The 23,292-nt window shown below is 72.0% G+C and carries 20 protein-coding genes and 1 pseudogene; 13 read left to right on the plus strand and 8 right to left on the minus strand.

Annotation, left to right across the window (positions count from 1 at the left end; translation table 11 throughout):
- Positions 1-9 precede the first annotated feature (9 nt).
- A complete protein-coding gene (locus C3489_RS06230; RefSeq protein ID WP_103780692.1) occupies positions 10-741 on the minus strand; it encodes a ferritin-like domain-containing protein in 732 nt (243 codons plus the stop codon).
- Positions 742-893: 152 nt separating this feature from the next.
- Positions 894-2,141 carry a cytochrome P450 gene (locus C3489_RS06235; protein ID WP_258054585.1) on the minus strand — a complete coding sequence of 416 codons (1,248 nt, stop codon included), beginning with the start codon at positions 2,139-2,141 and terminating at the stop codon, positions 894-896.
- A gap of 228 nt (positions 2,142-2,369) precedes the next feature.
- Between C3489_RS06235 and C3489_RS06240 the strand changes: the two genes are divergently transcribed.
- The 4 genes and pseudogenes from C3489_RS06240 to C3489_RS06255 all read left to right on the plus strand — a co-directional run bounded on the left by C3489_RS06240 (position 2,370) and on the right by C3489_RS06255 (position 8,153).
- Positions 2,370-2,849 carry a hypothetical protein gene (locus C3489_RS06240; RefSeq protein WP_103780695.1) on the plus strand — a complete coding sequence of 160 codons (480 nt, stop codon included), beginning with the start codon at positions 2,370-2,372 and terminating at the stop codon, positions 2,847-2,849.
- The gene (locus tag C3489_RS06245) at positions 2,846-4,951 is read left to right on the plus strand and encodes a M48 family metallopeptidase (RefSeq protein ID WP_103780697.1); all 2,106 of its coding nucleotides are present in this window, start codon (positions 2,846-2,848) and stop codon (positions 4,949-4,951) included. Before C3489_RS06240 ends, C3489_RS06245 begins: the two co-directional genes overlap by 4 nt.
- A 166-nt stretch (positions 4,952-5,117) precedes the next feature.
- Positions 5,118-6,338: a DUF2235 domain-containing protein gene (locus tag C3489_RS06250; RefSeq protein ID WP_103780745.1), complete on the plus strand. Its 1,221-nt coding sequence runs from the start codon at positions 5,118-5,120 to the stop codon at positions 6,336-6,338.
- A gap of 145 nt (positions 6,339-6,483) precedes the next feature.
- Positions 6,484-8,153, plus strand: a pseudogene (locus C3489_RS06255) (FAD-dependent monooxygenase).
- Here the strand turns inward: C3489_RS06255 and C3489_RS06260 are convergent.
- A complete protein-coding gene (locus C3489_RS06260; protein ID WP_103780699.1) occupies positions 8,120-8,563 on the minus strand; it encodes a hypothetical protein in 444 nt (147 codons plus the stop codon). The pseudogene C3489_RS06255 and the gene C3489_RS06260 overlap by 34 nt on opposite strands.
- A 62-nt stretch (positions 8,564-8,625) precedes the next feature.
- On the opposite strand from C3489_RS06260, the gene C3489_RS06265 reads away from it, so the two are divergent.
- The gene (locus C3489_RS06265; RefSeq protein ID WP_103780700.1) at positions 8,626-9,318 is read left to right on the plus strand and encodes a metalloregulator ArsR/SmtB family transcription factor; all 693 of its coding nucleotides are present in this window, start codon (positions 8,626-8,628) and stop codon (positions 9,316-9,318) included.
- Here the strand turns inward: C3489_RS06265 and C3489_RS06270 are convergent.
- Positions 9,305-9,760: an Lrp/AsnC family transcriptional regulator gene (locus tag C3489_RS06270; RefSeq protein ID WP_103780702.1), complete on the minus strand. Its 456-nt coding sequence runs from the start codon at positions 9,758-9,760 to the stop codon at positions 9,305-9,307. The two genes, C3489_RS06265 and C3489_RS06270, sit on opposite strands and share 14 nt — an antisense overlap.
- Before the next feature lie 170 nt (positions 9,761-9,930).
- Here C3489_RS06270 and C3489_RS06275 point away from each other — a divergent pair, with 170 nt between their 5' ends.
- From C3489_RS06275 to C3489_RS06285, 3 genes are read left to right on the plus strand one after another with little or no spacing between them, the layout of a single operon-like run.
- Positions 9,931-10,575: an AzlC family ABC transporter permease gene (locus C3489_RS06275; protein WP_258054590.1), complete on the plus strand. Its 645-nt coding sequence runs from the start codon at positions 9,931-9,933 to the stop codon at positions 10,573-10,575.
- Positions 10,568-10,894 carry a branched-chain amino acid transporter permease gene (locus tag C3489_RS06280; RefSeq protein WP_103780705.1) on the plus strand — a complete coding sequence of 109 codons (327 nt, stop codon included), beginning with the start codon at positions 10,568-10,570 and terminating at the stop codon, positions 10,892-10,894. The genes C3489_RS06275 and C3489_RS06280 overlap by 8 nt, the downstream gene beginning before the upstream one ends.
- 43 nt (positions 10,895-10,937) lie before the next feature.
- The gene (locus C3489_RS06285) at positions 10,938-11,726 is read left to right on the plus strand and encodes a thioesterase family protein (RefSeq protein WP_181139518.1); all 789 of its coding nucleotides are present in this window, start codon (positions 10,938-10,940) and stop codon (positions 11,724-11,726) included.
- 31 nt (positions 11,727-11,757) lie between these two features.
- On the opposite strand, the gene C3489_RS06290 is transcribed toward C3489_RS06285, so the two are convergent.
- Positions 11,758-12,234, minus strand: a complete 477-nt coding sequence (locus C3489_RS06290; RefSeq protein ID WP_103780708.1) for a DUF2000 domain-containing protein — start codon at positions 12,232-12,234, stop codon at positions 11,758-11,760.
- Between the two features lie 229 nt (positions 12,235-12,463).
- Here C3489_RS06290 and C3489_RS06295 point away from each other — a divergent pair, with 229 nt between their 5' ends.
- The 3 genes from C3489_RS06295 to ggt all read left to right on the plus strand — a co-directional run bounded on the left by C3489_RS06295 (position 12,464) and on the right by ggt (position 17,326).
- On the plus strand, positions 12,464-13,279 hold the full coding sequence (locus C3489_RS06295) for an SDR family NAD(P)-dependent oxidoreductase (RefSeq protein WP_103780710.1): 816 nt from the start codon (positions 12,464-12,466) through the stop codon (positions 13,277-13,279).
- A 169-nt stretch (positions 13,280-13,448) separates the two neighbouring features.
- Positions 13,449-15,317, plus strand: coding sequence for a SpoIIE family protein phosphatase (locus C3489_RS06300; protein WP_103780711.1), 1,869 nt, complete (start codon positions 13,449-13,451; stop codon positions 15,315-15,317).
- A 170-nt stretch (positions 15,318-15,487) separates the two neighbouring features.
- Positions 15,488-17,326 carry a gamma-glutamyltransferase gene (gene ggt / locus C3489_RS06305; protein ID WP_103780713.1) on the plus strand — a complete coding sequence of 613 codons (1,839 nt, stop codon included), beginning with the start codon at positions 15,488-15,490 and terminating at the stop codon, positions 17,324-17,326.
- 80 nt (positions 17,327-17,406) lie between these two features.
- Here ggt and C3489_RS06310 read toward each other — a convergent pair whose 3' ends face one another.
- Positions 17,407-19,173 carry a SpoIIE family protein phosphatase gene (locus C3489_RS06310; protein WP_103780714.1) on the minus strand — a complete coding sequence of 589 codons (1,767 nt, stop codon included), beginning with the start codon at positions 19,171-19,173 and terminating at the stop codon, positions 17,407-17,409.
- 287 nt (positions 19,174-19,460) lie between these two features.
- On the opposite strand from C3489_RS06310, the gene C3489_RS06315 reads away from it, so the two are divergent.
- On the plus strand, positions 19,461-20,864 hold the full coding sequence (locus tag C3489_RS06315; protein ID WP_258054586.1) for an MFS transporter: 1,404 nt from the start codon (positions 19,461-19,463) through the stop codon (positions 20,862-20,864).
- Between the two features lie 86 nt (positions 20,865-20,950).
- On the opposite strand, the gene C3489_RS06320 is transcribed toward C3489_RS06315, so the two are convergent.
- On the minus strand, positions 20,951-21,550 hold the full coding sequence (locus C3489_RS06320; protein ID WP_258054587.1) for a TetR/AcrR family transcriptional regulator: 600 nt from the start codon (positions 21,548-21,550) through the stop codon (positions 20,951-20,953).
- Positions 21,551-21,625: 75 nt separating this feature from the next.
- Entirely contained in the window at positions 21,626-22,300 is a 675-nt protein-coding gene (locus tag C3489_RS06325; protein ID WP_103780718.1) for an SGNH/GDSL hydrolase family protein, read from the minus strand.
- Between the two features lie 113 nt (positions 22,301-22,413).
- On the opposite strand from C3489_RS06325, the gene C3489_RS06330 reads away from it, so the two are divergent.
- The coding region (locus C3489_RS06330; protein WP_146075283.1) for an ankyrin repeat domain-containing protein at positions 22,414-23,292 on the plus strand (879 nt) is incomplete at its 3' end.

The following is a 23,292-nucleotide window of genomic DNA, read 5'->3' on the forward strand; positions in this document are numbered from 1 at the left end:
AATCGGGGATCACTTCGCGGTCGGGCCGGCGGCCGGTCGGGATGCCAGCAGTGCGGGAACCAGGCGGTGCGACGAGCGCAGGACGTCGGCGACGAAGACGCGGCGCCCGACGCCGAGCTGGCGCAGCGCAGGACCGTGGTCGACGGCCACCACCGCGCAGACGCCCAGGAGAAGCGCCTGCCACAGGACCGTCACCGGGCGGCGCACGGCACGGGGCAACTCCCCCAGCAACAGGTTCAGGCGCTCGCAGTGGAACGGGACGTGGCGTTGCTCATCCGCCAGGATGCGGGCGGCCACGTCGCAGGTGAGCGGGTCGTCGGTGCCGTCGCGCAGGGCGCGGTAGTAGCGAAGCGCCACCACCTCCGCGATCAGCAGCACCAGGAGTTCCATGCGCAGGCCTGTGAGGCGGCGCAGGCGTATGAAGACGGCGTCGCTCCAGTGGCCGGTCAGTGTCGTCATGCCGCCCGCGGCCAGGAGCCGGGCCAGGAGCCGGGCGTGGTTCTGCTCCTCGGCGACGAAGAGCCGGACCGCTGCCGCGTAGTCGGGGTCGCCGGTCGCTTCGGCCTTGGCCGTGAGGCTGGATCCGTCACCGTCCTCACCGACTTGGAAGCGCTGGATGCTCGCCCACACGGCGGGGTGCAGGGTCGCCCCCCGCGCCCAGTCGGGGTCGCCCTTGACGGCCCTTCGGTCCCGCTCGTCCTCGAACCGCCGCGTCCATGTGGCGTGCCCGCTCGCCCGCATCTGTGAGGCTCCTCTCCTGGGCACGGCCACCGTGCCCTGAAGAGGGAGGACGCAAGCAGCTCCGGCACCGTTCCGGCCCGGTCGAGGGCTGGGCCCGCCGAGCGCGGAGCCCGTCACCGCCGCCTTGGGCCGGGCGGCGGGGAGACCTCGGCTCAGCGCCGGACCGGGCGGACCGGGAGCGCTTCGACGCTGTTGCCGATGAAGCTGCGCTGACGCGGCAGTTCGGCCTCGGGGACGGCGAGGTCGAGGTCCGGGAAGCGGGTGAAGAGCCGTTCCAGGGCGATCGTGGCCTCCAGGCGGGCGAGCGGGGCGCCCACGCAGTAGTGCGCGCCCTGGCCGAAGGACAGGTGCCGGGCCGCGCCGGGCCGGGTGATGTCGAAGCGGTCGGCGTCCGGGCCGTGGAAGGCCTCGTCGCGCCCGGCGGCGGTGTAGCCGGCGAGGACCGGGGTGCCCTGCGGGATCACGGTGCCGCCGAGGGGCAGGTCACGGGTGGGGTAGCGGAAGGGGAACCAGCTGACGGGGCCGTCCCAGCGCAGCGTCTCGTCCACCACGTCCGACCAGGCGGCCTTGCCTTCCAGGACGAGGGCGAGCTGGTCCCGGTGGGTGCACAGGGCCCGTACGGCGTTGCTGATCAGGTTGAGGGTGGTCTCGTGTCCGGCGACGAGCATCAGGCGCATCGTGCCGATGAGTTCGGCCTCGCTGAGCCGGTCGCCGTGGCCCTCGCGGGCGGCGATCAGGGCGCTGGTCAGGTCGTCGCCGGGGGCGGCCCGGCGGGCGGCCGCGATCGTGCCGAGCAGTCCGACGAGCTCGCGTACGGCGGCCATCACCTCCGCCGGGGTGGTGTCGGTGGCGATGATCACCGTGTAGGTGAGGTCGTGCAGCCGGCCCCGGTGTTCGTCGTCCACGCCGAGCAGTTCGCAGATGACACTCAGCGGGAGCGGGAGCGCGAAGTGGGTGCGCAGGTCCGCGATGCCGTGGGGGTCCTCGGCGGCGGCCCGGCCGAGGTCGTCGAGGAGGCCGGCGGTCAGTTCCTCGATGCGCGGCCGCAGCCGCTCCACCTGGCGGGCGGTGAAGGCGTTCCCGACGAGGGAGCGCAGTCTGCGGTGGTCGGCGCCGTCGGCGGTGTGCATGCCCTGGGCGTCGGCGAAGACCCGCAGCGGCCAGTCGGCGGGGATCGTCCCGTCGTTCAGGGCCGGGCAGTGGCGGGCGTCCTTGGCCACGTCGGGGTGGGAGAGGAACTCCTTGAGCTCCTCGTGCCCCAGGACGACCGCCGCGGGTACCCCGCCGGGCAGGACGACGTCCGCGACGGGCCCCCGGGCCCGCAGTTCGGTGTTCAGGGCGTGCGGACAGCCGCCGGCGGGGTCGACGACGTGCGCGGGAGCGGGGGTGTGGGACGACAAGCCGGAACTCCTGACGATTTGATCGAATACCGGCCAACAGTGCGGCGTGGTGGCCCGGTTGCACAAGTCCGACCCGCCGACACCTCGGCCGGGAACCGCGCCGACCGCGGCTCGGCGACACTGGCCGCCATGGCCCCGGTGTGACAGCATCCCCAAGTGACCCTGCGGGCACGGCTGTTGTGCATTACGGTGCTGATCCTTCGATGTCCCGCGAGGAGGGAGACTGACGTGGAACAGCCCGAGGCGGCGGACCTCGCGCTGGGGCGGGCCATCGTGGCGCGGATCGCTCCCGAGGAGCTGCCCTACTTCGACGAGACCGCGGCGAGCCTGCCCAAGCGCCCCGGCCGGCGGGCGCGGCGGCGCGTCGAGGACGATCCGCTGGCCTTCGGTGGTGCCGCCGAACTCATCGTCACCAGCATCGCCTGCGGGGTCGCGACCGAAGTGGTCAAGATGATGGGCGAGACGGTCGGCAGCGGCCTGGTGGCCCGGCTCCGCCGCCTGCTGACCCGGGGCCGCGGCGAGGAGCAGACCGCGCCCGATGCCGAACAGCAGCGTCCCGCCCTCACCGAGGAACGGATCGCCGAGCTGGGGGCCGCGGCCGGACGCAAGGCGGTCCTCCTCGGACTGCCCCCGGACCGCGCCGAGTTGCTCGCCGAGGCGGTCCGGGACCAGCTGAGGGCTGCCGACAGGCCCGGTTCCGGCACGTGACGGCCGCCCCGAGCGGCGAGCTGCCCGTGGAGGCGGTGCCGCCACCGCGCCGGCCGCTGCCCTCGGGGACACTCCTGGCGTTCGTCCTGCTGATCTGCGCGGTGCTGGCGTTCATGGCCGTCCTGCACCCCGGCTATGCCGACGTCATCGCCGGAGACCGGGGCGCCACCGATCTCAACGACTGCCTGCGCAAAGCCGTGCGGGAGGCCGGAGGGACGGGCGACTTCATCAGGAACGGTCCTCGGCAGCAGCCGTGCGACTCCAGCGACGACCACACGTCGCAGGGCATCCTCGTCTCGTACGTCATCCTCGCCGTGGCCACCGCCGCGCACTACTGGTTCCGCTCCGCCCGCCGCGCCCGGCGACGCGGCGTACGCCCACTGGACGCCGAGCGCTTCCCCTCCCTGCACGCGGAGGTCGCTCGCCTCGCCGCGGGCGTCGAGCAGGCCCGCGGGGCCACGTTCCTGGTGGACTTCCTCGACTCCGGGGTGAACGGCGTCTCCTTCGGCCGGGCCGGCCGCCGCCACATCATCCTCAGCCGCGGCCTGATCCGCCTCCACGACGCCGGCGCGGCCGACCGTGCCGCCTTCCGGGCCGTCGTCCTGCACGAGTTGGCCCATCTGCGCAACCGCGACGTCGACATCACTCTGGTCACCCTGGGACTGCTGCGCTGCTACTTCGCGCTGATGCTCTTCCCCCGGATGTTCGGGGACCTGGTCGGGCTGCTCTTCGTGCCGGGGAGCGCCCCCTACTCGGGGGCCGCGCTGCTCGACGCGGCCGTTTTCGCCACGGTGGCACTGGCCGCCCGTTCGGTGGTTCTGCGGACCAGGGAGTTCCGGGCGGACGCCCGGGTCGTGGAGTGGATGGGGACGTCCGAACCGCTGTTGCACGCCTTCGACCTCGCCTCGGCGGGAGCCGCCGGCCGGCCCCGGCGGTCGGTGCGCGGCTGGTGGGCGCGCATCACCCGCACCCATCCCTCGTTCGCTCAGCGCCGGGCCTGCCTGGCGGACCAGGCGCTGCTGATGCACCAGGGCTTCGGCTTCGCCTTCGTCATCGGTTTCTGCCTGCCGATCTCCTGGGATCCGGTGGCCTCGGTCACCGCACAGATCCGGGAGGACGGCGGCGTCAGCGGCTGGTGGCCCACGTGGCTGATCACCCTGCTGGTGGTCCTGGTGCTGCTGCTGACAGTGGTCCGCGCCTCGCTGCACCGGCTGGGCGCGCAGGCCGCAGGGCCCTCGCCGGTGCCGTTCCGGCTGGGGGTGGGCCTCGGCGTGCTGGCGGGCTTCGCCCTGTCGCCCAGTGCCATCGTCGACCATCTGATGCTGCCGGGGCTGCGCTTGTCCTCCCAGTTCTCCGGCTGGCTGGCGGTGGCGGTGCTGGCGCTGCTGTTCACCGTGTGGTCCCAGTTCCTCGCGGACTGCTGGGCCCTGTCGGTGGACCTGGCCCGGCGGCCCGTGCGCACGGTCGCGGCGCTGGGGCTGGTGGTGGCGGGAGCGGTGGTCGCGGAGGCGGACACCGTCTTCGGGCTCCAGTGGCAGATCGAGTTCGGTCAGTTCATGGACCAGCGGCTGGCCGCGCTGCCGGGACCGCTGCACGCCGCGGTGTGGACGCAGTACGTGTACATGACCCAGCTGATCGATCCCTGGTGGCTGTTCGCCCTGCTGGCCCTGCTCCTGGGGGTGCCGCTGACCGGGGCGGTCCACGGGCGGCGGCTGGCCCGGTACATGGTGCAGGACCGGGTCCGGCCGGCCCGGCGCACCCTCCTTCCGGTGCTGGGCATGACGGCACTGACGGCCACCCTCCTGCCGCCGGTCTACACCTGGTGGGCGCAGCAGCGGGGCCTGGAAGCGCTGGCCTCCCCGCACTTCCTCACCCGCGTCACGATGGCGGCGGCCGCGGGGACGCTGGCCGGCGGCCTCGCCAGAACCCGCGGCATGGTGTGGGCGGTGGCCACCGCGCTCCTGCTGGGCGTCCTGCTGACCGTGTCGTTGCCAAGCGAGCTGTGGGGCTTCCAGCTGGGCGTCGGTATCGAGGCCGCCGTCCTCGGCACGTTCCTGACGTCGGCGCTGCCGCGCGGATCCCGGCGCCCTGCCGGTGGCTGACGGCGCGTCGGGCGAACGCGGCCCGGACCTTGTCGCGTGCGCTCGGACCTGAGGCACGACCCTGCCGGGCGGGCCGGCGCCCTTCCGTATGGCGAGGACCCCCGAGCGGTGGAAGCATGGAAGTGGCGCTACCCGCCACTCCACGCTCTCGCGAGGAGGGATGGTCATGGCCAAGCGTCTGGTCGTCTGCTGCGACGGCACATGGAACTTCGCCGACCAGCCCAGCAAGACGAACGTCGCCAAGGTCGCTCTTTCGGTGCGCCAGGGGTCCGCCGCCGGCAAGGAGCAGCGAATCTACTACCACAGCGGCGTCGGCACGCAGAGGTCGGAGCGGCTGCGGGGCGGGGCCTTCGGTGTGGGGCTGTCCCGGAACGTCGAGGACGCCTACCGCTTCCTCGTCGAGACGTACGAGCCCGACGACGAACTGTTCCTCTTCGGATTCAGCCGGGGCGCGTTCACCGCTCGCAGCCTCGCGGGTCTGGTGCGCAACAGTGGCATCCTGCGCCGGGAACACTCTGACCGGATGCGGGAGGCGTGGTCCCTCTACCGCAATCGGATCGAGCAACCCAACGGCGCGGCCTGCACGTTGTTCCGCCGTTCCTACGCGCACGAGACGGAGATCCGCTTCATCGGGGTGTGGGACACCGTCGGTGCGCTGGGCATACCCGTGCCGGACGCCGCTGCGCTGCAGCCGGCGGTGAACCGGTTCAACCACCGCTGGGCGTTCCACGACACCGAGCTGAGCGGCTGGGTCAACGGGGCCTTCCACGCGCTGGCCATCGATGAGAAGCGCTCGGTGTTCCGGCCGACGCTGTGGCACCAGCGGCCCGACGCCGCGCAGCACGGGCAGGAGTTGAAGCAGGTCTGGTTCGCCGGGGTGCACCTCGACGTCGGCGGCGGGTACGAGGAGGCGGGCCTGTCCGACGTCACTCTGCTCTGGATGGTGGACCAGGCCCGGCGGTACGGCGTGGAGTTCGACGACGACGCCCTCAGGGCGACCGGGCCGAAGGTGATGAGGCCGCAGGACAGTGTCGACTTCCGGGTCGAGCCGAACGGCCTGGGCCCGCTGCACGAGTCCCGGAAGGGCTTCTACCGGCTGGCCAAGGACTACCACCGGCCTCTGGGCAGCGCCGTGAACGACAGGAACGAGCCCGACGGGAACGAGTTCCTGGCGGTCCCGGCCAAGGAGCGCTACGACCGCGACCCGCGTTACCGGCCGCCGGAGCTCAGGCGGTACCTGGCCGCTCAGGATCGGGTCCGGCTGGAGCCCGTCCTGCTGCCGGACCTCGCGGCCGGCCTGCCGCCGATGCCGCCCGCCGCACCCGCACCGTCCTCCGCACCCGCGCCGTCGCCCCCTCCCGCGCCGGGGACCGACCGCACCGACTGAGACGCTCCGGCCCCCACCGACCTGTCCGTCGGCGGGATGCCGTTCACTCGTCACGCGGCGCCCGCTCCGAGTGGCGACCCGCTCGCCGGGACGGGCGACCATGGGGGAAACGACCCGTTCGGGGCCGCACGCCTGGGAGGCGTCAGTGGCACACGGCAACCACACGGACGTCCTCGTCGTCGGTGCCGGGCCGGTCGGGCTCACCGCGGCCCTGGAGCTGCGCAGGCACGGGGTGTCCTGCCGGATCGTCGACCGGCTGCCCGGCCGTCTCCCGTACGCCAAGGCGGTCGGAATCCAGCCCCGCACCCTGGAGCTCTGGGACCGGATGGGTCTGGTCCGGGCCGCGCTGGAGGCGGCCGTCCCCCTGCGCGGCCAGCTCGTGTACGTCAACGGTGCCGAGCAGGGCCGCTACGACATGGCGCTGCCGCCGGAGGTGCCGTACGGCTTCGCCGCGCTGCCCCAGTACGAGACCGAGCGTGTAACCGAGGAGGCCCTCGCCCGCCACGGCACGCACGTCGAGCGCGGCACGGAACTGGTCTCCTTCGAGCAGGACGCGCGGGGAGTGACCGCCCGCCTGAGCCACGCCCCCGGGAGCGAGGAGGAGCTGCGGGTGAGGTTCCTGGTGGGCTGCGACGGCGCGCACAACTCCGTCCGCAAGGGCCTCGGACTCGCCTTCGAGGGCGGTGCGTTCCCGGAGGAGTACATGCTCGGGGACGTGGAGGTCGACTGGGACCTGCCCGAGGGGTACGGTCTGCGCGCCATGCACCTGGACGACGCCGGCGCGGTGGACGACGGCCTGGTGTGCATCCCGCTGCCGGGCGTCAAGCGGTACCGCATGTCGATGTGGGTGCCGCCGCAGCTGTCGACGCTGCGGCAGGAGGACGCGGGCCCGTCCGGCCTCCCCGGCGGCGACGGGGTCGCGCACGGTCTGGAGGGCCGGCGGGCGCCCGGCCTCGCGGACATCCAGGCCGTGCTGGACCGGCTCTCCCCGCAGCGCACCACGGCGTCCTCCCTGCGCTGGTCGTCGGTGTCCGGATCAGCCACCGCATCGTGGACCGGTACGGCGAGGGGCGGGTGTTCGTCGCCGGAGACGCGGCCCACATCCACCCGCCCACGGGCGCCCAGGGCATGAACACCGGCATCCAGGACGCCTGCAACCTCGCCTGGAAACTGGCCCTCGCCCTCACCGGCGGCGCTTCCCGCGGCCTGCTGGCGAGCTACGACACCGAACGCCGCCCGGTCGGCGAGGAAGTCGTGGGCCGCACCGTGCGCCACGCCACCGAAGGCGGCGTACAGACCGACCCGGACGACCCCGCGACGGTCATGCTCCGCGAGGCCCAACTGCTCGTCGGCTACCGGGGCAGCCCCGTCGTCGACACGCCCGGCGACGGCCCCGGCCCACGGCCCGGCGACCGGGCCCCGGACTGCGGCGGGCTCACCGGCCCGATCGCCGCCTACCCGATGCGCCTCTGCGACATCCTGCGCGAGCGCGGGACGGTCCTGCTGCTGTACGGGCCGCCGGCGTCCTACGGCACCGCAGGCGTCGCCCCGTACGAGGAGCTGGCGGAGGAGGCGCGGCGGAAGTCCGGAGGGCGGGTGGAGGTCTGCGCGGTGTGTCCGGCCGACGGCCTCCCGGTCCCGGTCCCCGGCTACACGGACCGGGACGGGGAGTTCGCCGCGCGGTACGCGCTGACGGCGGAGGAGCCGACGGCCTTGGTGGTACGTCCGGACGGATACCTCGGCGCCCGCCTGGAACAGCCCGACATCGCCCGGCTCGGCCGTCACCTCGCAGCGGTGTTCGACACCGACCGATAGCGCTCCGCGAGCCGGGCCAGGGCGACAGCACCGAGCAGAAGGCCGAAGTCCCGCAGCGCGACGTCGTAGTAACCGGGGATGGTCAGCAGGTCGACGATGATGCCGGCGAGCCATCCGGCCACCAGCCAGCCCCCGAAGCGCGGGGCGAGGGCGACGACGAGACCGGCGACGATCTCGATCACTCCCACCGCGTACATGGCCTGCTGGGCGGTGCCCGGAACGACGTCGTCGAGCCAGGGCGCGAGGTAGGTGGGCCAGTCGACGAGCAGGTTGGCGAACTTGTCCAGCCCGAACAGCACCGGCGCCACGACGAACCCGGTGCGCAGGACGAGGAACGCCTGATAGCCCGGATCCCGGAGCGCGGACCGCCGGGAGGTGGCCGATGTGGTGGTTGTGGTCGCGGACGACATGACGCCCTCCTTCTATCGACAACTCTCACTATCGATAGAAGCGCGGCAGTCTTCTTTAGTCAATGGCTTTGGGTTTTACACTGGGATTCGTGGAACCCACGAAGGACGCATCCCCCGATGTCTCCGCCGTCGCCGCCCTCGACGAGCCGACCCGCAGGAGGCTCTACGACCACGTCGTGCGCCAAGCGGGTCCGGTCAGCCGCGACGAGGCCGCCGAGGCTCTCGGCCTTGCCCGGCAGACCGCGGCCTTCCATCTGGACCGCCTGGCCGACGCTTCCCTGCTCGACGTCGTCTACGAGCGGCGCAGCGGACGCACCGGCCCGGGCGCGGGCCGGCCCGCCAAGCTCTACAAGCGCTCCGCCAAGCAGGTCACCGTCAACCTGCCCGAGCGCAACTACGAGCTGGCCGGGCATCTCCTCGCCCAGGCGCTGGAGGAGTCCGAGGTCACCGGTGAACCGGTCCGCCCGGTCCTGCACCGAAAGGCCCACGAGCTGGGCACACAGCTCGCGGGACCGGGACAGGCGGACGCGTTCGCCGTGCTGGAGGCGAACGGCTTCGAACCCCGCCGCGACGGTGACGCCATCAGCCTGGACAACTGCCCGTTCCACACACTCGCCCGCGAGCACACCGAGACGGTCTGCGGCATGAACCTGCATCTGCTGCGCGGCATGCTGGACGGCCTTGCCGAAAGCGGCCTCCAGGCACGCCCGGCGCCGAGGCCCGGTCACTGCTGCGTACGCCTCACTCGGACTTGATGGTCTTCATCGTGAGGTGGGACGTGAAGCGCAGGACGCCCGGAAGTCCGCTCAGCTTGCCCGTGAGGAAGGCTTCGCAGGCGGCGTGGTCGGCGACGGCGGCCCGGATGAAGTAGTCGGGCCGCCCGTACATCCGGCGGAACTCGACGACCTCCTCGTACGAGGCGACCGTCTTCTCGAACTCCTCGAAGCTCTTGCGGTCGTTGGCGTAGATCTCGACGTCGATGAGGACTTCCAGGCCGCGGCCGAGTGCGGCGGGGTCGATCACGGCCCGGTACCCGGTGATGATGCCGGCTTCCTCCAGCCGCCTGACGCGGCGCAGGCACGGCGGCGGGGTGAGACCGACGCGTTTGGCCAGCTCGACATTGGTCAGCCGACCGTCCTCACGCAGATGAAACAAAATGTCGCGGTCGATCGCATCGAGTGCCGTTTCATTGCTCACAGCACGATCATACGGTCATGATGCGCAACCATATAAGGAGGCGTCTTTTCTAAAATGTCTTCATGCGCATACGTACTGCCGCCGCGGCCGCAGCGCCGGCGCGGTCTGCCACCGACCCGGCCCGCCCCGCGCCGCCCGCTGCGCGGGCCGCGTTCCGGGACTCGCTCACCGTGGGCCTCGGGTTCGTCCCGCTGGGCCTCGCCTTCGGGGCGCTGGTCGTGCAGTCGGGCCTGGACTGGTGGTGGGCGTCGCTGTCGGCTGCGGTCGCCTTCGGCGGATCGTTCGAATTCCTGCTGATCGGCCTCGTCGTCGCCGTCGCGCCACTGACGTCGGTCGCGGCCGCCGCGTTCCTGGTGAACGTCCGGCACGTCTTCTACGCGCTGTCGTTCCCGCTGCACCGCGTCACCGGCCGGCTCGGCAAGGCCTACGGCACGTTCGCGCTGTGCGATGAGGCCTACGCGCTGGCCTCGGCCGAGCAGGCACGCTCATGGTCGGGCCCGCGCATCCTGTGGACGCAGTTCTTCCTGCATCTGTACTGGGCGGGGAGTGCGACCGCGGGGGCTCTGCTCGGCGCGCTCATCCCCCAGGGCGTCACCGGCCTGGACTTCGCCCTGACCGCACTGTTCACCGTGCTGGCTCTCGACGCGCTGCGAGACCTGCGCGGCGACCTGCCCACCCCGCTGCTCGCCCTCCTGTGCGCGCTGGTGGCCCGGAGCCTGTTCCCGGGCCAGATGCTGCTGGTCGCGTTCGCCCTGTTCACCGCCGGGCTGCTGGCCCGGCACCTGATGACCGCCGGGAGGCCGAGCCGTGCCTGACGCCACCTACGCCATCGCCGCGGTCCTCGTCACCGCCGCCGTCACCTGGGGACTGCGCGCCCTGCCGTTCGCCGCCCTCGCCCCGCTGCGGGCGAGCAGCACGGTGCGGTACCTGAGCACGCGTATGCCGGCGGGAGTCATGATCATCCTGATCGTCTACTGCCTGCACGACCTCCCGCTGACCCAGGTCCGTGTCGTGGTCCCGCTCGCCGCGCTGGCCGTCACCGTCGGCCTGCATCTGTGGCGCCGCAACGCCCTGCTCAGCATCCTCGGCGGCACCGCCGTCCATGTGCTGCTGGCCAGCACCCTGTTCGCCTGAGCAGCCAAGCCCCCCGTCCGCTCGCCCGGAAAGGAACGCGCCGTTGAGCACCGGCAGCTACTTCGAACGCATCGAGGAGCACCGCTACAAGCCCACCCCGCACGTGAGCGGGGCGTGGGACCCCGACGAGATGCACTTCAGCCCGCTCGGCGGCCTCGTCGTGCATGCCCTCGACCGCCATCTCGCCGACCGCCCGGCCAGTGGGCTGACGCTGTCCAGGATCAGTTTCGACATCCTCGGCCGTCTGGCTCTCGACGAGTGCGAGATCCGGATCGAGACGATCCGGCCCGGCCGCACCATCGAACTCCTCGAAGCCGTCGCCCTCATCGGCGGACGCCCCGTCGTACGGGCCCGCGCCTGGCTGCTCGCGGACGGCGACACCACGGCCGTCGCCGACGGCGCGTCCGACCGGCTCACTCCGCCCGACGCGCTCGACTCCTGGCCGCTGACCTCCGTGTGGCCCGGCGGGTACATCGCCTCCCTCGACGTCCGCCCGCTCGCACCGCCTCGGCCCGGACGTACGACGGCGTGGATCAGCACCGACCTGGACCTGGTCGCCGGTGAACCCGTCGGCGCGCTCGCCTCGTACGTCGCGCTCGTCGACACGGCCAACGGCATCGCCGTACGCCGGCCGCCCACCGCCTGGATGTTCCCCAACGTGGACCTGACCATCCATCTCCACCGCCGGCCCGAAGGCCGCTGGACGGGTCTCGACACCACCGTCGTCTTCGGGCCCACCGGTCAGGGCGTGACCAGCACGGTTCTCCACGACATCGCCGGCGCCGTCGGTCACGCCCAGCAGATCCTCACCCTCCGCCCCCAGCCCTCCTGACGATCCGTCCACGTCCAAACCCCGCTGGTGGTCAGCGCAGCAGCGAGAACTTCCTGGTCAGCGGGTCCAGCACGTCGCGCGGTGCGAAGACGGCGAGCCCGTAGTAGTCGAGCCTCTCCTCCGCAGTCGCCTTCATGCGCCGCAGTTGCTCGGCGTAGGTGTCTCCGGTCATCTGTCCGGTGAAGTCGGTGTACAGCAGCCCCGACGCCTCGGCCTGTTCACGCAGCCGCCGGATCCAGGCCGGACGCCCTTCGAGGACGACAAGGGAGAGCCCCGAGACGGGAGCATGGCTGCCGCCGTCGGCGTCCGCGAAGTCGAGGAAGGACATCTTGCGCAGCAGCTCCGGCTGCTCGGCTGCCGCCTTCGCGGCCAGTCCCAGGCACAGGTGCGAGGCGGCGTTCGCCGCGACCCCGGGCGGCAGCTTGGCCTTGAGGGCCACGACGAACTTGTACCGGCTGTCGACCTCCTCCGCAGGCACGCAGACGGGACGGGCATGGGGCGCGGTCATGCGATCTCTCCTGATCCTTCCAAGGACTCGCGGGCACACCACACGGTGGTCCTGTGATCCTGCCCCGCTTCCGCGTACCGGTCTTGTACGATCTTGCGCCCCCGCCGAAGGAACCGCGGCACGTTCGGGCGGACGTGGAGCTCTGGCCAGAACTCGACGGCGCTTTGGGCGCCGGATCTAGAGTGCGGACCGGACGCTTTGGTGATCTCGGTGCGGGGGTGCGGCGGCGGTGGCGGACGAGCGGGTGGTCGTGGTGACCGGCGGTGGCACGGGTATCGGCGAGGCCACGGCCCGGCTGCTGCGCGAGCAGGGCCATCATGTGGTCGCCTCCGGGCGCCGGCCCGAACCCCTGCACCGGCTCGCGCGGGAGACGGGGGCGCTGGCGTTCCCGTCCGACGTCGGCGACCCCGACGCGGCCGAACAACTCGTCCAGGCGGCCGTCACCGCGTACGGGCGGCTCGACGGCATCGTGCTGAACGCGGGCATCGGGCGCGGCGGAGCCGTGGGGGACCTGACCCTGCGGGACTGGGACGAGGTGATGCGCACCAACGTCACCGGACCACTGCTGCTGTTGCGCGCGGCCCTTCCGCGGCTCCTGGAGTCCGAGGGGGCGGTGGTCGCCGTCGCCTCGGTCTCCGCACTGCGCAACGGTACGAGCAACGCCCCGTACGCCACGTCGAAGGCGGCCTTGCTGCAGCTGTGCCGGTCCGTCGCCGTCGACTACGGCCGGCGCGGGGTGCGCGCGAACGTCGTGTGCCCAGGCTGGGTGCGCACGGAGATGGCCGACCGGCGTATGACGCGCTTCGCCGAGGAGGCCGATCTGCCCGGCGGTGTCGAGGAGGCCTACCGGGAGGCGACCGGGTTCCTGCCGATGGGACGGCCGGGCGAGCCACGCGAGGTCGCACAGGCGATCGACTGGCTGCTCTCCCCGGCCGCTTCCTACGTCAACGGCGCGGTCCTCACCGTCGACGGCGGCACGACGGCCCTCGACCCGGGCACGATGGGCTTCGACCACCACATCAGCCCCCGCACCACCGATTCCTGAGCCGGGCGGGCAAGGAAGGTCGCGCCGCTGTGCGACGCGGCGCGTGATTTCTCCAAACCCCGGCAGGTCCGCGCTCGCGCTGGGGACCCGGAAGGCAGCGAGTCGCCACCGCTGACGGGGAGCGTTGTGGTCTTCTCCTGGGAAGCAGCGCCGCGAGGAGTGGAAGCCCATGACCGGTTCGAGCGAAGGTGCGGACCCCGACTTCGCGGGCGCCGTGCTGCGCGATCTCGGCGCCGGTGTGTTCACCATGGACAAGGCCGGACTGATCACGTACGTCAATCCGTGGGCGGAACGTCTCCTGGCCCGGTCGGCGGCACGGATGGTGGGCCGTGACGCGCACGATCTGCTGCACCGCCATCCGGACGGAACCCGCGTGCCGCGTGAGGAGTGCCTGATGCGCACCCCGCTGACGGGCAGCCGGGACGCGGTGGAGGGCAGTGAGGAGTACTTCCTGCGCGGGGACGGCAGCACCCTGCCGATCATCTGGTCGACGACGCCCCTCATGGTCGAAGGCGCCCGGGCAGGGCTGGTGGTCGTCTTCAGCGACTTCAGTCTGCACCGTGACGCCGAGGACCGGGCGGCCGCCCACATGGCCGCCCTGGAGGCGCTGACCGGCCGGCTGAACCTGCTGTCCGAGGTGTCCTCGGTGCTGATGTCCAGCAGGGACGCGTCCGCCGCCGCCCGTCGGCTGCTGCCCCTGCTGGTGCCGGGGCTCGGGGACTGGGCCGCCGTCGACCTGGTCGACGCGCGATCCGGGTCCCTGCAGCGCGTCGCCGTGCGCAGCCCGGCCCGCCCGCGCCGGGCGAAACAGCTGGCGGGCCCGCTGCGGCTGTCCGTGACGAAGTCCCGCCCCGAGGTCGTGGGCGATCGGCATTCGTTCCTGGTGCGAGCCGCCGACCTGCAGGACGACCTCGCGCCGTTCGCCGCCACCCACCGGAGCCTGTTCGAGCGGCTCGGCGGACGCACGGCCACCGTCGTCCCGATCCGGTCCAGCCGAGCGCACTACGGCATGCTGACCGTGGCCGGCGCCCAGGACTCCTCCGCGTCGGCCAAGGCCGAGGTACGGCTGCTGGAGGACATCGGCCGCCGCCTGGCCCTGGTGTTGGACAACATCCGGCTGTACGACGAGCAGCGCAACGTGGCCGCGACCATGCAGCGCCAGCTGCTGGCCCCGCTGCCGCAGGTCGACCACCTGCGGATGACCGCCCGCTATCTGCCCGCGGAGAGCGCCATGGAGATCGGCGGCGACTGGTACGACGCCTTTCTGCTCGCCGACGGCGTCATGGCCCTGGTCATCGGGGACGTGGTGGGCCACGATCTGCAGGCCGCGGCCCACATGGCCGAGGTCCGCAACATGCTGCGCGCGCTCGCCTGGACGCATGTGGAACCGCCCAGCATGATCATGCGCCGCCTGGACGAGGCGGTGACCCACACCAGTGACGCTCCCATGGCCACGCTGATCTTCGCCCGCGTCGAGGGACCCGAGGGAGGGCCGTGGCGGCTGCACTGGGTCAACGCCGGTCACCCGCCTCCGCTGCTGATCACGCGGGACGGCGGCACGCGCTTCCTCACCGGTGGACACGGTCCCCTGATCGGCATGAGCGCCACCCTGCACCTGGGGCTGAGCTGGCCTGACGCCCACGAGGACCTGCCCGCGGACGCCACCCTGCTCTTCTACACCGACGGCCTCGTCGAGAGCCGGAACCGTCCCATCGACGCCGGCATGGCCAAACTCCGCCACCACGCCTCGGTCCTCGCCCGGCGGCTGCCCGACAGGAGCGTCGACGTCTTCTGCGACCAGCTGCTGCAACGCCTCTCCCCCAGCGGCGACGACACCGCCCTGCTGGCCCTGCGCCTGCCGGCCGCGGGGGCGGGCTCCCCCGAGGACCACAGCCCGCCTCCGCCTCCCCAGACCTCCCACAGCCCGGCAGCCCCCAGCCGGGCCGCCCCCGGCTCCCTGGAGGAGCGGGCCCCCGTACAGGACCCGACCCGAACGACCCGGGACGCGGTGCAACGCCACAAGCGACCCGAGACATGAACAGCGCAAACTGAAGGGACGGACCTCTTCTCGGCCCCGGTGACCGTCGTTTGCGGTTACCGGCCGGGAACCTCAGATGTCCCGCAAATCTTGCGTCCCGTCGTTGTCGATCTTTCAGCTTTCCGGCAGGGTTTCGGCCAACCCTCAATCCCCGGATCCTCGGAGGCGCCATGGTCGTCCGCCGTGCCGTCGTCGCTGCCGCATCCGCAGCGGCGCTCGCCGTCCCCCTCCTGATCAGCGCCCCTTCCTCCGCGTCGCCCGCACCTGACGCCGGGCTTCAGCCGCCCCCGAAACAGCCCGTCGCCGTCGGCAGCGGAGGCGCGGTCTCCAGCGTGAATCCGTACGCCTCCCGCGCCGGTCTCGATGTGCTCCGGCACGGCGGCAACGCGGTCGACGCCGCGGTGGCCACAGCCGCGGCGCTCGGTGTGGTCGAGCCGTACTCCGCGGGCATCGGAGGCGGCGGATACTTCGTCTACTACAACGCCAGGACCGGCAAGGTCAGCACCATCGACGGCCGTGAGACCGCTCCGGCCGGCATGCGCTCCGACTCCTTCCTGGACCCCGCCACCGGCAAACCCATCCCCTTCGACGAGGCCGTCAACTCGGGCCTGTCGGTGGGTGTCCCGGGCACCCCGGCCACCTGGCAGAAGGCCCTGGACGAGTGGGGCACCGTCTCGCTCGCCAAGGCCCTGCGGCCGGCCACCCGGATCGCCGACGACGGTTTCGTCGTCAACGGCGAGTTCCGCGCCCAGACGCGGCTGAACGAGGCCCGCTTCCGCGACTTCACCTCCACCGCCGAGCTGTTCCTGCCGGGCGGCGAACTGCCCGTGGTCGGCTCCCGCTTCCGCAACCCCGACCTGGCCCGCACCTACCGCGAACTCGCCCGCAAGGGCGTCGGCGCGCTCTACCACGGCGACATAGGCCTGGACGTGGTCAAGGCCGTACAGCACCCGCCGGTCGCTCCCGGATCCCACCGCGCCGTGCGTCCCGGGCTGATGGAACGCGGCGACCTCGCCCGCTACGACGCCCTGGGCCAGGCCCCGACCCACGCGACCTACCACGGGCTGGACCTGTACTCCATGGCCCCGTCCTCCTCCGGCGGCACCACGGTCGGCGAGGCGCTGAACATCCTGGAGAACTTCGACCTGTCGTCGGCCGACAGGGTCCAGGCCCTCCATCACTACCTGGAGGCCAGCCGCCTCGCCTTCGCCGACCGCAACCGCTGGGTGGGCGACCCGGCCTTCTCCGACGTGCCGACGCAGGAGTTGCTCTCCCAGGAGTTCGCCAAGGACCGGGCCTGCCTCATCCGCTCCGACGCCGTCCTGGACAGCCCGGTCGCCCCCGGCGACCCGCGCCATCCCGGCGCCGCCTGCACCCGCGGCAACGGCAGCGAGGAGCCCTACGAGGGCACCTCGACCACCCACCTGGTGACGGCCGACCGCTGGGGCAACGTCGTCTCCTACACCCTGACCATCGAGCAGACGGGTGGCTCGGCCATCACGGTGCCCGGGCGCGGGTTCCTGCTCAACAACGAGCTGACGGACTTCAGCTTCAGTCCGGTGACGGCCGGAGTGCCGGACCCGAACCTGCCGGGCCCCGGCAAGCGCCCGCGCAGCAGTATGTCGCCGACCATCGTCCTGCACGACGGCAAGCCGATGATCGCCCTCGGCTCGCCCGGCGGCGCCACGATCATCACCACCGTGCTGCAGACCCTCGTCAACCGCCTCGACCTGGGCATGACCCTGCCCGAGGCGGTCGACGCACCGCGCATCTCCCAGCGCAACCGGACGGCGACCGAGGCCGAACCCGCCTTCCTCGACTCGCCCGAACGCACGGCACTGGAGCGCCTGGGCCACCGTTTCGTCCCGGCCCCGACCACCTTCACGCCCTCGCCGGAGATCGGCGCGGTCGCGGCGCTCGAATTCCGGCCGGACGGCAAGATCGAAGCGGTCGCCGAGCCCAAGCGGCGAGGCGGAGGCTCGGCCATGGTGCTCCACGAAGCCCGCTGAACGATCCTCCCTCCGGCCGGTCGGCGCCCGGTCACCGAGCCGGGCGCCGACCGGCCGGGGGCTCCGAGCCGGCCCGTGGATCAGCCGGGCAGGTCCTGTTCCGCCCAGACGATCTTGCCGGTGGGCGTCCGGCAGGAGCCCCAGCGGCGGCACACGGCGTTGATCAGCTGCAGGCCACGTCCGCCCTCGGCGCTCAGCGGGGCGTGCTGGATCTGCGGCAAGTCCGGGCCGGTGTCGGACACTTCCACGCACAGCCGCTCGGCCCGCATCAGCCGCAGCCGGCCGGGTCCGCGGCCGTAGCGCAGCGCGTTGCCGACGAGTTCGCTCACCACCAGCTCGGTCACGTCGGCGACCTCGCCGAGCCCCCACTCCTCCAGCCGACCGCGCACGAGGTGGCGGGCGTTTCGGGCGGCCGTCCCATCGGCGGGGAGGTCCCAGACGCACAGCCGGCCCCCGGCCGGCGGACACTGCTCGGCGACGAGCATGATCGCGTCGTCGAAGCGCCGCCCGTCGGCACCTGCCGTGCGCTCCCAGATCGCCTCGAACATCTGCGCAAGGCCCGGCGGCGGCCCGCCCGCCGCCCGGCGCAGGCCCTCCAGCCAGCCCTCCACGTCCCCGGTCCGGTTCTTGACCAGGCCGTCCGTGCACATCAACAGGCGGCCGCCGGAGTCCGCCCGCACCGTCACCGGGTCGTACGGGATGACGCCGGCGCCCAGTGGCGCACCCGGCGGCACCTCGACGAAACCCGCCGCCCCGTCGCCGTCGATCAGCAGCGGTGGCAGGTGTCCCGCGCTGGCCAGGCGATAGGTACCCTCCGCGGGGTCGTACAGGGCGCACAGACAGGTCGCGACCTGGTCCTCCTCCAGATCACGGGCCGCGAGGTCAAGTCGCGCCAGCACCCGTTCCGGAGCGATGTCGAGGTTGAGCAGTGTCCGCGCCACCGACCGCAGCCGCCCCATCGTCGCGGCCGCCGCCAGGCCGTGCCCCATGACGTCGCCCACGACCAGCGCCGTACGGCCCCCGGGCAGCGGCACGATGTCGTACCAGTCGCCACCCACCCCTCCGGGGTCGACGGCGGGCCGGTAGCTGGAGGCCACCTGCAGGCCGGGCGTGGGCGGCGCTGCGCGCGGCAGCAGGGCGCGCTGCAGCGTGACCACCGTGTCGCGTTCGCGGCCGTAGAGCCGGGCGTTGTCCACGAACACCGCGGCCTTCGCCGCCAGCTCGCACGCCAGCGCCAGGTCCCGGGGTCCGAACGGCGGCCGTCTGCCGCACCGGATGAAGTCGGCGATGCCGATCAGCACGCCTCGCGAGACCAGCGGCACGACCATGTAGCTGTGCACGCCCGCGCCGCGCATCAGGCGTGCGGCGTTCGGGGTCGGCGCGATCTTCTCGTACTGGTCCGGGGCGATCCGGCGCACCAGCACCGGCCGGCGTGTGGTGAGGCACTCGTAGGCCACCTTGGGCGCGGGGTGCAGGGTGGACAGTTCGCCGACGGGGGCGGGCTCCAGATGGCCCAGCCGGTCGATCGCGGTCACGGCCATGGCGCGGGTCAGCGGAACCCGCGAGCCGCCCGGCGGATCGCCCTCACCGCCGCGCAGCACGGACTCCAGCAGGTCCACCGCCGCACCGTCGGCGAGTACGGGCACCGTGAAGTCGGCCAGTTCCTGGGCGGTGCGCTCCAGATCGAGCGTGGTGCCGATACGACCGTCGGCCTCGCTCAGCCAGGCCAGCCGGCGGGCGTCCATGACCGCCGTGACGGCGTCGACGGCCCGGCGTACACCCCGGCTCGCCAGCAGACGGTCGAGAGCCGGCCTGCGGGCCGGAAGCGCTCGACCGAGGGGGGCCATACCGCCTACCTCCTGCCCTCCAGCTGCGAACAGTCCCCGACGCTGCACCACTCTGTCGGAGCGAACCCGTGATCGCCACGCGAACCGCGCGCCCACGGAACACGCAGGGACGAAACCTCGGGCACCCGGGAATCCGATTGAAGTGAACATACGGCCATGCGTATTCTTTCTCCGGGCTCGGGGTCGCCGAGCCCCTGCGCCCTGCCGTGAAAGGGAAGCCTCACGTGTCGAATGTCAGCCCCAGACTGAAGGCCGCGCCCAGCGCGCCACCGGGTCCAGGAGATGCGGTGCCCTGGGCCGCGCTGTCGACCGTCATGATCGGTATGTTCATGGCGATCCTGGACTCGTTCATCGTCGTCGTGGCCGGACCGGCCATCCAGGCCGATCTCAAGGCGACCGGGAGCGAGCTCCAATGGGTCCTCGCCGGTTACCAGTTGAGTTACGCGGTCTTGATGATCACCGGCGGCCGGCTCGCGGACCTGTACGGGCGCAAGCGCGTCTTCGTCATCGGAACGGCGGTCTTCACGCTCTCCTCCATCGCCTGCGCCGTGGCCGGCGATCCGAGCGTGCTCATCGCTGCCCGCATCGTGCAGGGACTCGGCGCGGCCCTGATGGTCCCGCAGGTCTTCGCCGTCATCACACTGACGGTCTCGGCGCGGAACCGGCACCGCGTCTTCGGCGTCCTCGGGGTCGTCCTGGGCATGGCGTCGGTCAGCGGTCAGCTGGTCGGTGGCCTCCTGATCGGCGCGGACCTCTTCGGCTCGGACTGGCGCTCGGTGTTCTGGGTGAACGTGCCCATCGGGATCGTCACGATCCTGCTGGCCGTCAGGTACGTACCGGAGTCGAGGGCGGAGCACACCCATGAGCTCGACGCACCCGGCGTGCTGGTCCTCAGTGCGGCCCTGCTGCTGCTCACCTACCCGCTCATCCAGGGGCGGGACGCTGGCTGGCCCTGGTGGGCCTGGGCGTGCTTCGCGGCCAGCGCGGCGGCGTTCGCGCTCTTCGTCGCGCTGGAGCGAGCGGTCGACCGGCGTGGTGGTGAGCCGCTGATCAAGCTGTCACTCTTCGCGCAGCGTTCTTTCTCGCTAGGGATCGTGCTCGTCCTCGCCGTCTACGCACTCCTGACCTCGTACTACCTGGCGTTGTCCGTCTCGATGCAGGACGGGCTCGGCATGTCGGCCCTCGGCGCCGGGCTGGTCTACACGCCGGCCGCGGTGACCTTCTTCGTCTTCAGCATGATCGCCGGACGGATCGTCCCGAGGTACGGCCGGCGTGTGCTGGAGGTCGGTGCCGTCGTCCTCACGGTCGGCTATCTGACGACCGCCCTGGTCCTGCTGTCCGGGCCACGTCTGACGCCCCTGCTCGTCATCCCGACCCTGATGCTGCAGAGCGTGGGAGGCGGGTTGCTGATCACCCCGCTGCTGAATACCGTCCTGGCACGCATCGAACCGCGGTCCGCCGGCATGGCCTCGGGCTCGCTGTCCACCGCGCAGCAGGTCGGCGGCGCACTGGGCGTGGCCGTCGTCGGAGCGGTGTTCTTCCACGCGTTCCAGAGCGGTGCCGCCTCGGGCGACAGGGCGCACGCGGCGGGACACGCGTTCGCGCTGACCTCCTTGACGACGTCCGCCATCGCGGCGCTCGCCGCGCTGCTGGTGTTCCTCCTGCCGAAAGCACCGCCGACGAAGGCGTGACGACGTGCGGCGGACCGGCGTCTCCCGGGAGCGGGTCCCGGGAGGCGCCGGCCCGCCTTGCCATACGGCGGCCGTGCGTAATGCGCTCAGGCCGCCTTCAGCAGACCGTCCACCGTGCGGCGGACCTTGGCGATGACGTCGTCGTCTCCCAGACGCAGCGCCGTGTTGGCCGCGCAGAGCACCGAGTCGATCTGAAAGACCGCCAGGTCGATGTCGAGTTCCGCGATCTCGTGGGATTCGACGGCGCTGCGCAGTTCCCTGCCGAGGGTGTCGCGCCAGTCCTGCTGAAGGCGCAGCAGAGCGTCGCGGATCGGTCCGGGCTTGCTGTCGAAGCGGGCGATGTTCGCCACGCGGAAGCAGCCGCCTTCGAACAGAGGGGTCGTGGCGTACTCGATCCAGTGCTCGACCAAGGAACGCAGCCGGCCGGCTCCGGGAGCCGCCTCCCTCGCCGGGCGGATGACGGTGTCGATGAACATCTCGCGCGCATAGTCGATCGTCGCGAGCTGGAGCATCTCCTTGGACCGGAACAGAGTCTGGATGCCCGCCTTGCTCATGCCCGTATCGGTCGCGAGACGGCCGAAGCTGACGTCGTCCAGTCCGTCGAGGGACGCGATGTCGACGGCGCGGCGCAACGCGGTCTCCCGCGCTCGCGCCCCTTTGAGCAGGCGCTTGTCGGTGATCGACACCGTGTCTGCCCGTGTGACGAACATGCGCGGCCCAGTGTCCATACGGTCGATCGTACCTCTTGTGAGGTTCGGCCTTCAGCGCGCGCGGCGGGCCAGGACCGAGGCCAGTGCCCTGGCCATCTCGCTCGCCATGACCGCCTGGCCCGACGTGGTGAAGTGGATGCGATCGGAACTCAGCAGGTTCTCACGTGCGTTGACGGGGTGATCCCACATGTCGACGACGACGGCGCCGTACTCCTCGGCGAGGGCGCGTGTGAGGTCGTTCAGGGTGAGCACGCGCTTGGTCCAGTCGGGGAAGACCGGCACGACGTAGGAGCGCCCCAGGGTGAACGTCGTGAGCTGCGCACCGGTGTCGGCCGCCCGGTCGTACAGCTCGCGCAGTCGGCGTTCGATCTCCGAGAAGTCCGGTGAGCGGCGCAGCAGGTCGTTGGCGCCGCACGGGAGGTGCAGCAGGTCCGGGGCGAAGTCCCGCATCTCGTCGATCTGGCGGTCGAGGGTGTCGGCCGTCGTGGCACCGACCACCGCCGTGTTCAGGTAGGCCAGATCAGGTCTCACCTGCCGCAGTATGTGCGCGAACCGATCGGACCAGCCCTGGTCGCCGTAGCCGGCGCTCGGGTCTCCCGTCCCTGCGGAGAGGCTGTCCCCGATCACGGCATAGCGCCGCCAGGGGGCGTCGAACAGCATCGCCGCCGCATCGACGGTGGACAGGCAGAGCGGGTCGGTCTCCTCGGTGAAGGATGTCGCAGTCATAAATAAAGCATGCGGTCGACCGTATGTAGTGTCAATGGCGGGCGGCCTCCTCGGATACGTGATCGCACCAGCCCGATACCGTGCTGTCCGACCGATCGCTCAGGGGGAAGCAGATGGCAGCACCGCAGGAAGACTTGAACGACCGGCTCCTGGACGCCGTGACCGCCAAGGACCCCGATGCCGTACGGACGTGTCTGGCAGCCGGCGCCGATCCGGACACCCCGGGTCCGGACGGCCTCCCCCTGCTCTGCACCGCCGTGGCCTGTTTCGACGACGAGACCGCCGAGGCTCTGATGGAGGGTGGCGCCGACTCCGACGCCCAGCTGCCGGATGGCACCACCCCGCTTTGGCGCGCTGTCGACCTCGGCTCGCCCGCGTTGGTCGACGCCCTGCTCGGCAAGGATCCCCGGCTGCGGCTCACCGAGGCTGATCAGAAGCGGCTGCTCGACCTCGCCAGGCACTGGCACGAGACCGGCGCGACCGAGGAACTGCGGCACCGCACGGGAGCCTCCGGCCCGGCCGTCCGGCGCCTGATCGAGGATGCCCGGTTCACGCAGGTCCAAGAGGTCACCCTCGGCGGACGCACCGTCCGGGCCGGCCACAGCGCTGTCCTCACCGCACTGGAGTGGGCGTTCGGCATCCTGCCTCCGGTGGCGGAGCTGGTGGCACGCGCCGTTCCGCACCCGGACGAGACCCACGTCAACTGGTCCGCCGCCGCCTACGCCCTCGCCGAGCGCCGCAGCCCGCAGGCCTGGACCGATCTGGCGGCCCTGCGCCACCACCCCGACCCCGTCCACCGCCGGTTTCTCGCCAGTGTCCTGTGGAACCGCACCTTCCTGTCCGGCATCCACAAGCGTCAGGACACCGGGCAGGACATCGAGTTCCTGGCCTCCTGGGCGCTCGACGAGCCGGACGGCCATGTGCTCGCGAAAGTCCTGGACGTCTACACGGGCAGGACCACCCCGGCCAGGAGGCCATCGGCCTCCGCTACG

Source organism: Streptomyces sp. Ru71 (assembly GCF_002920535.1).
In the GTDB taxonomy this organism is placed as follows: Bacteria; Actinomycetota; Actinomycetes; order Streptomycetales; family Streptomycetaceae; genus Streptomyces.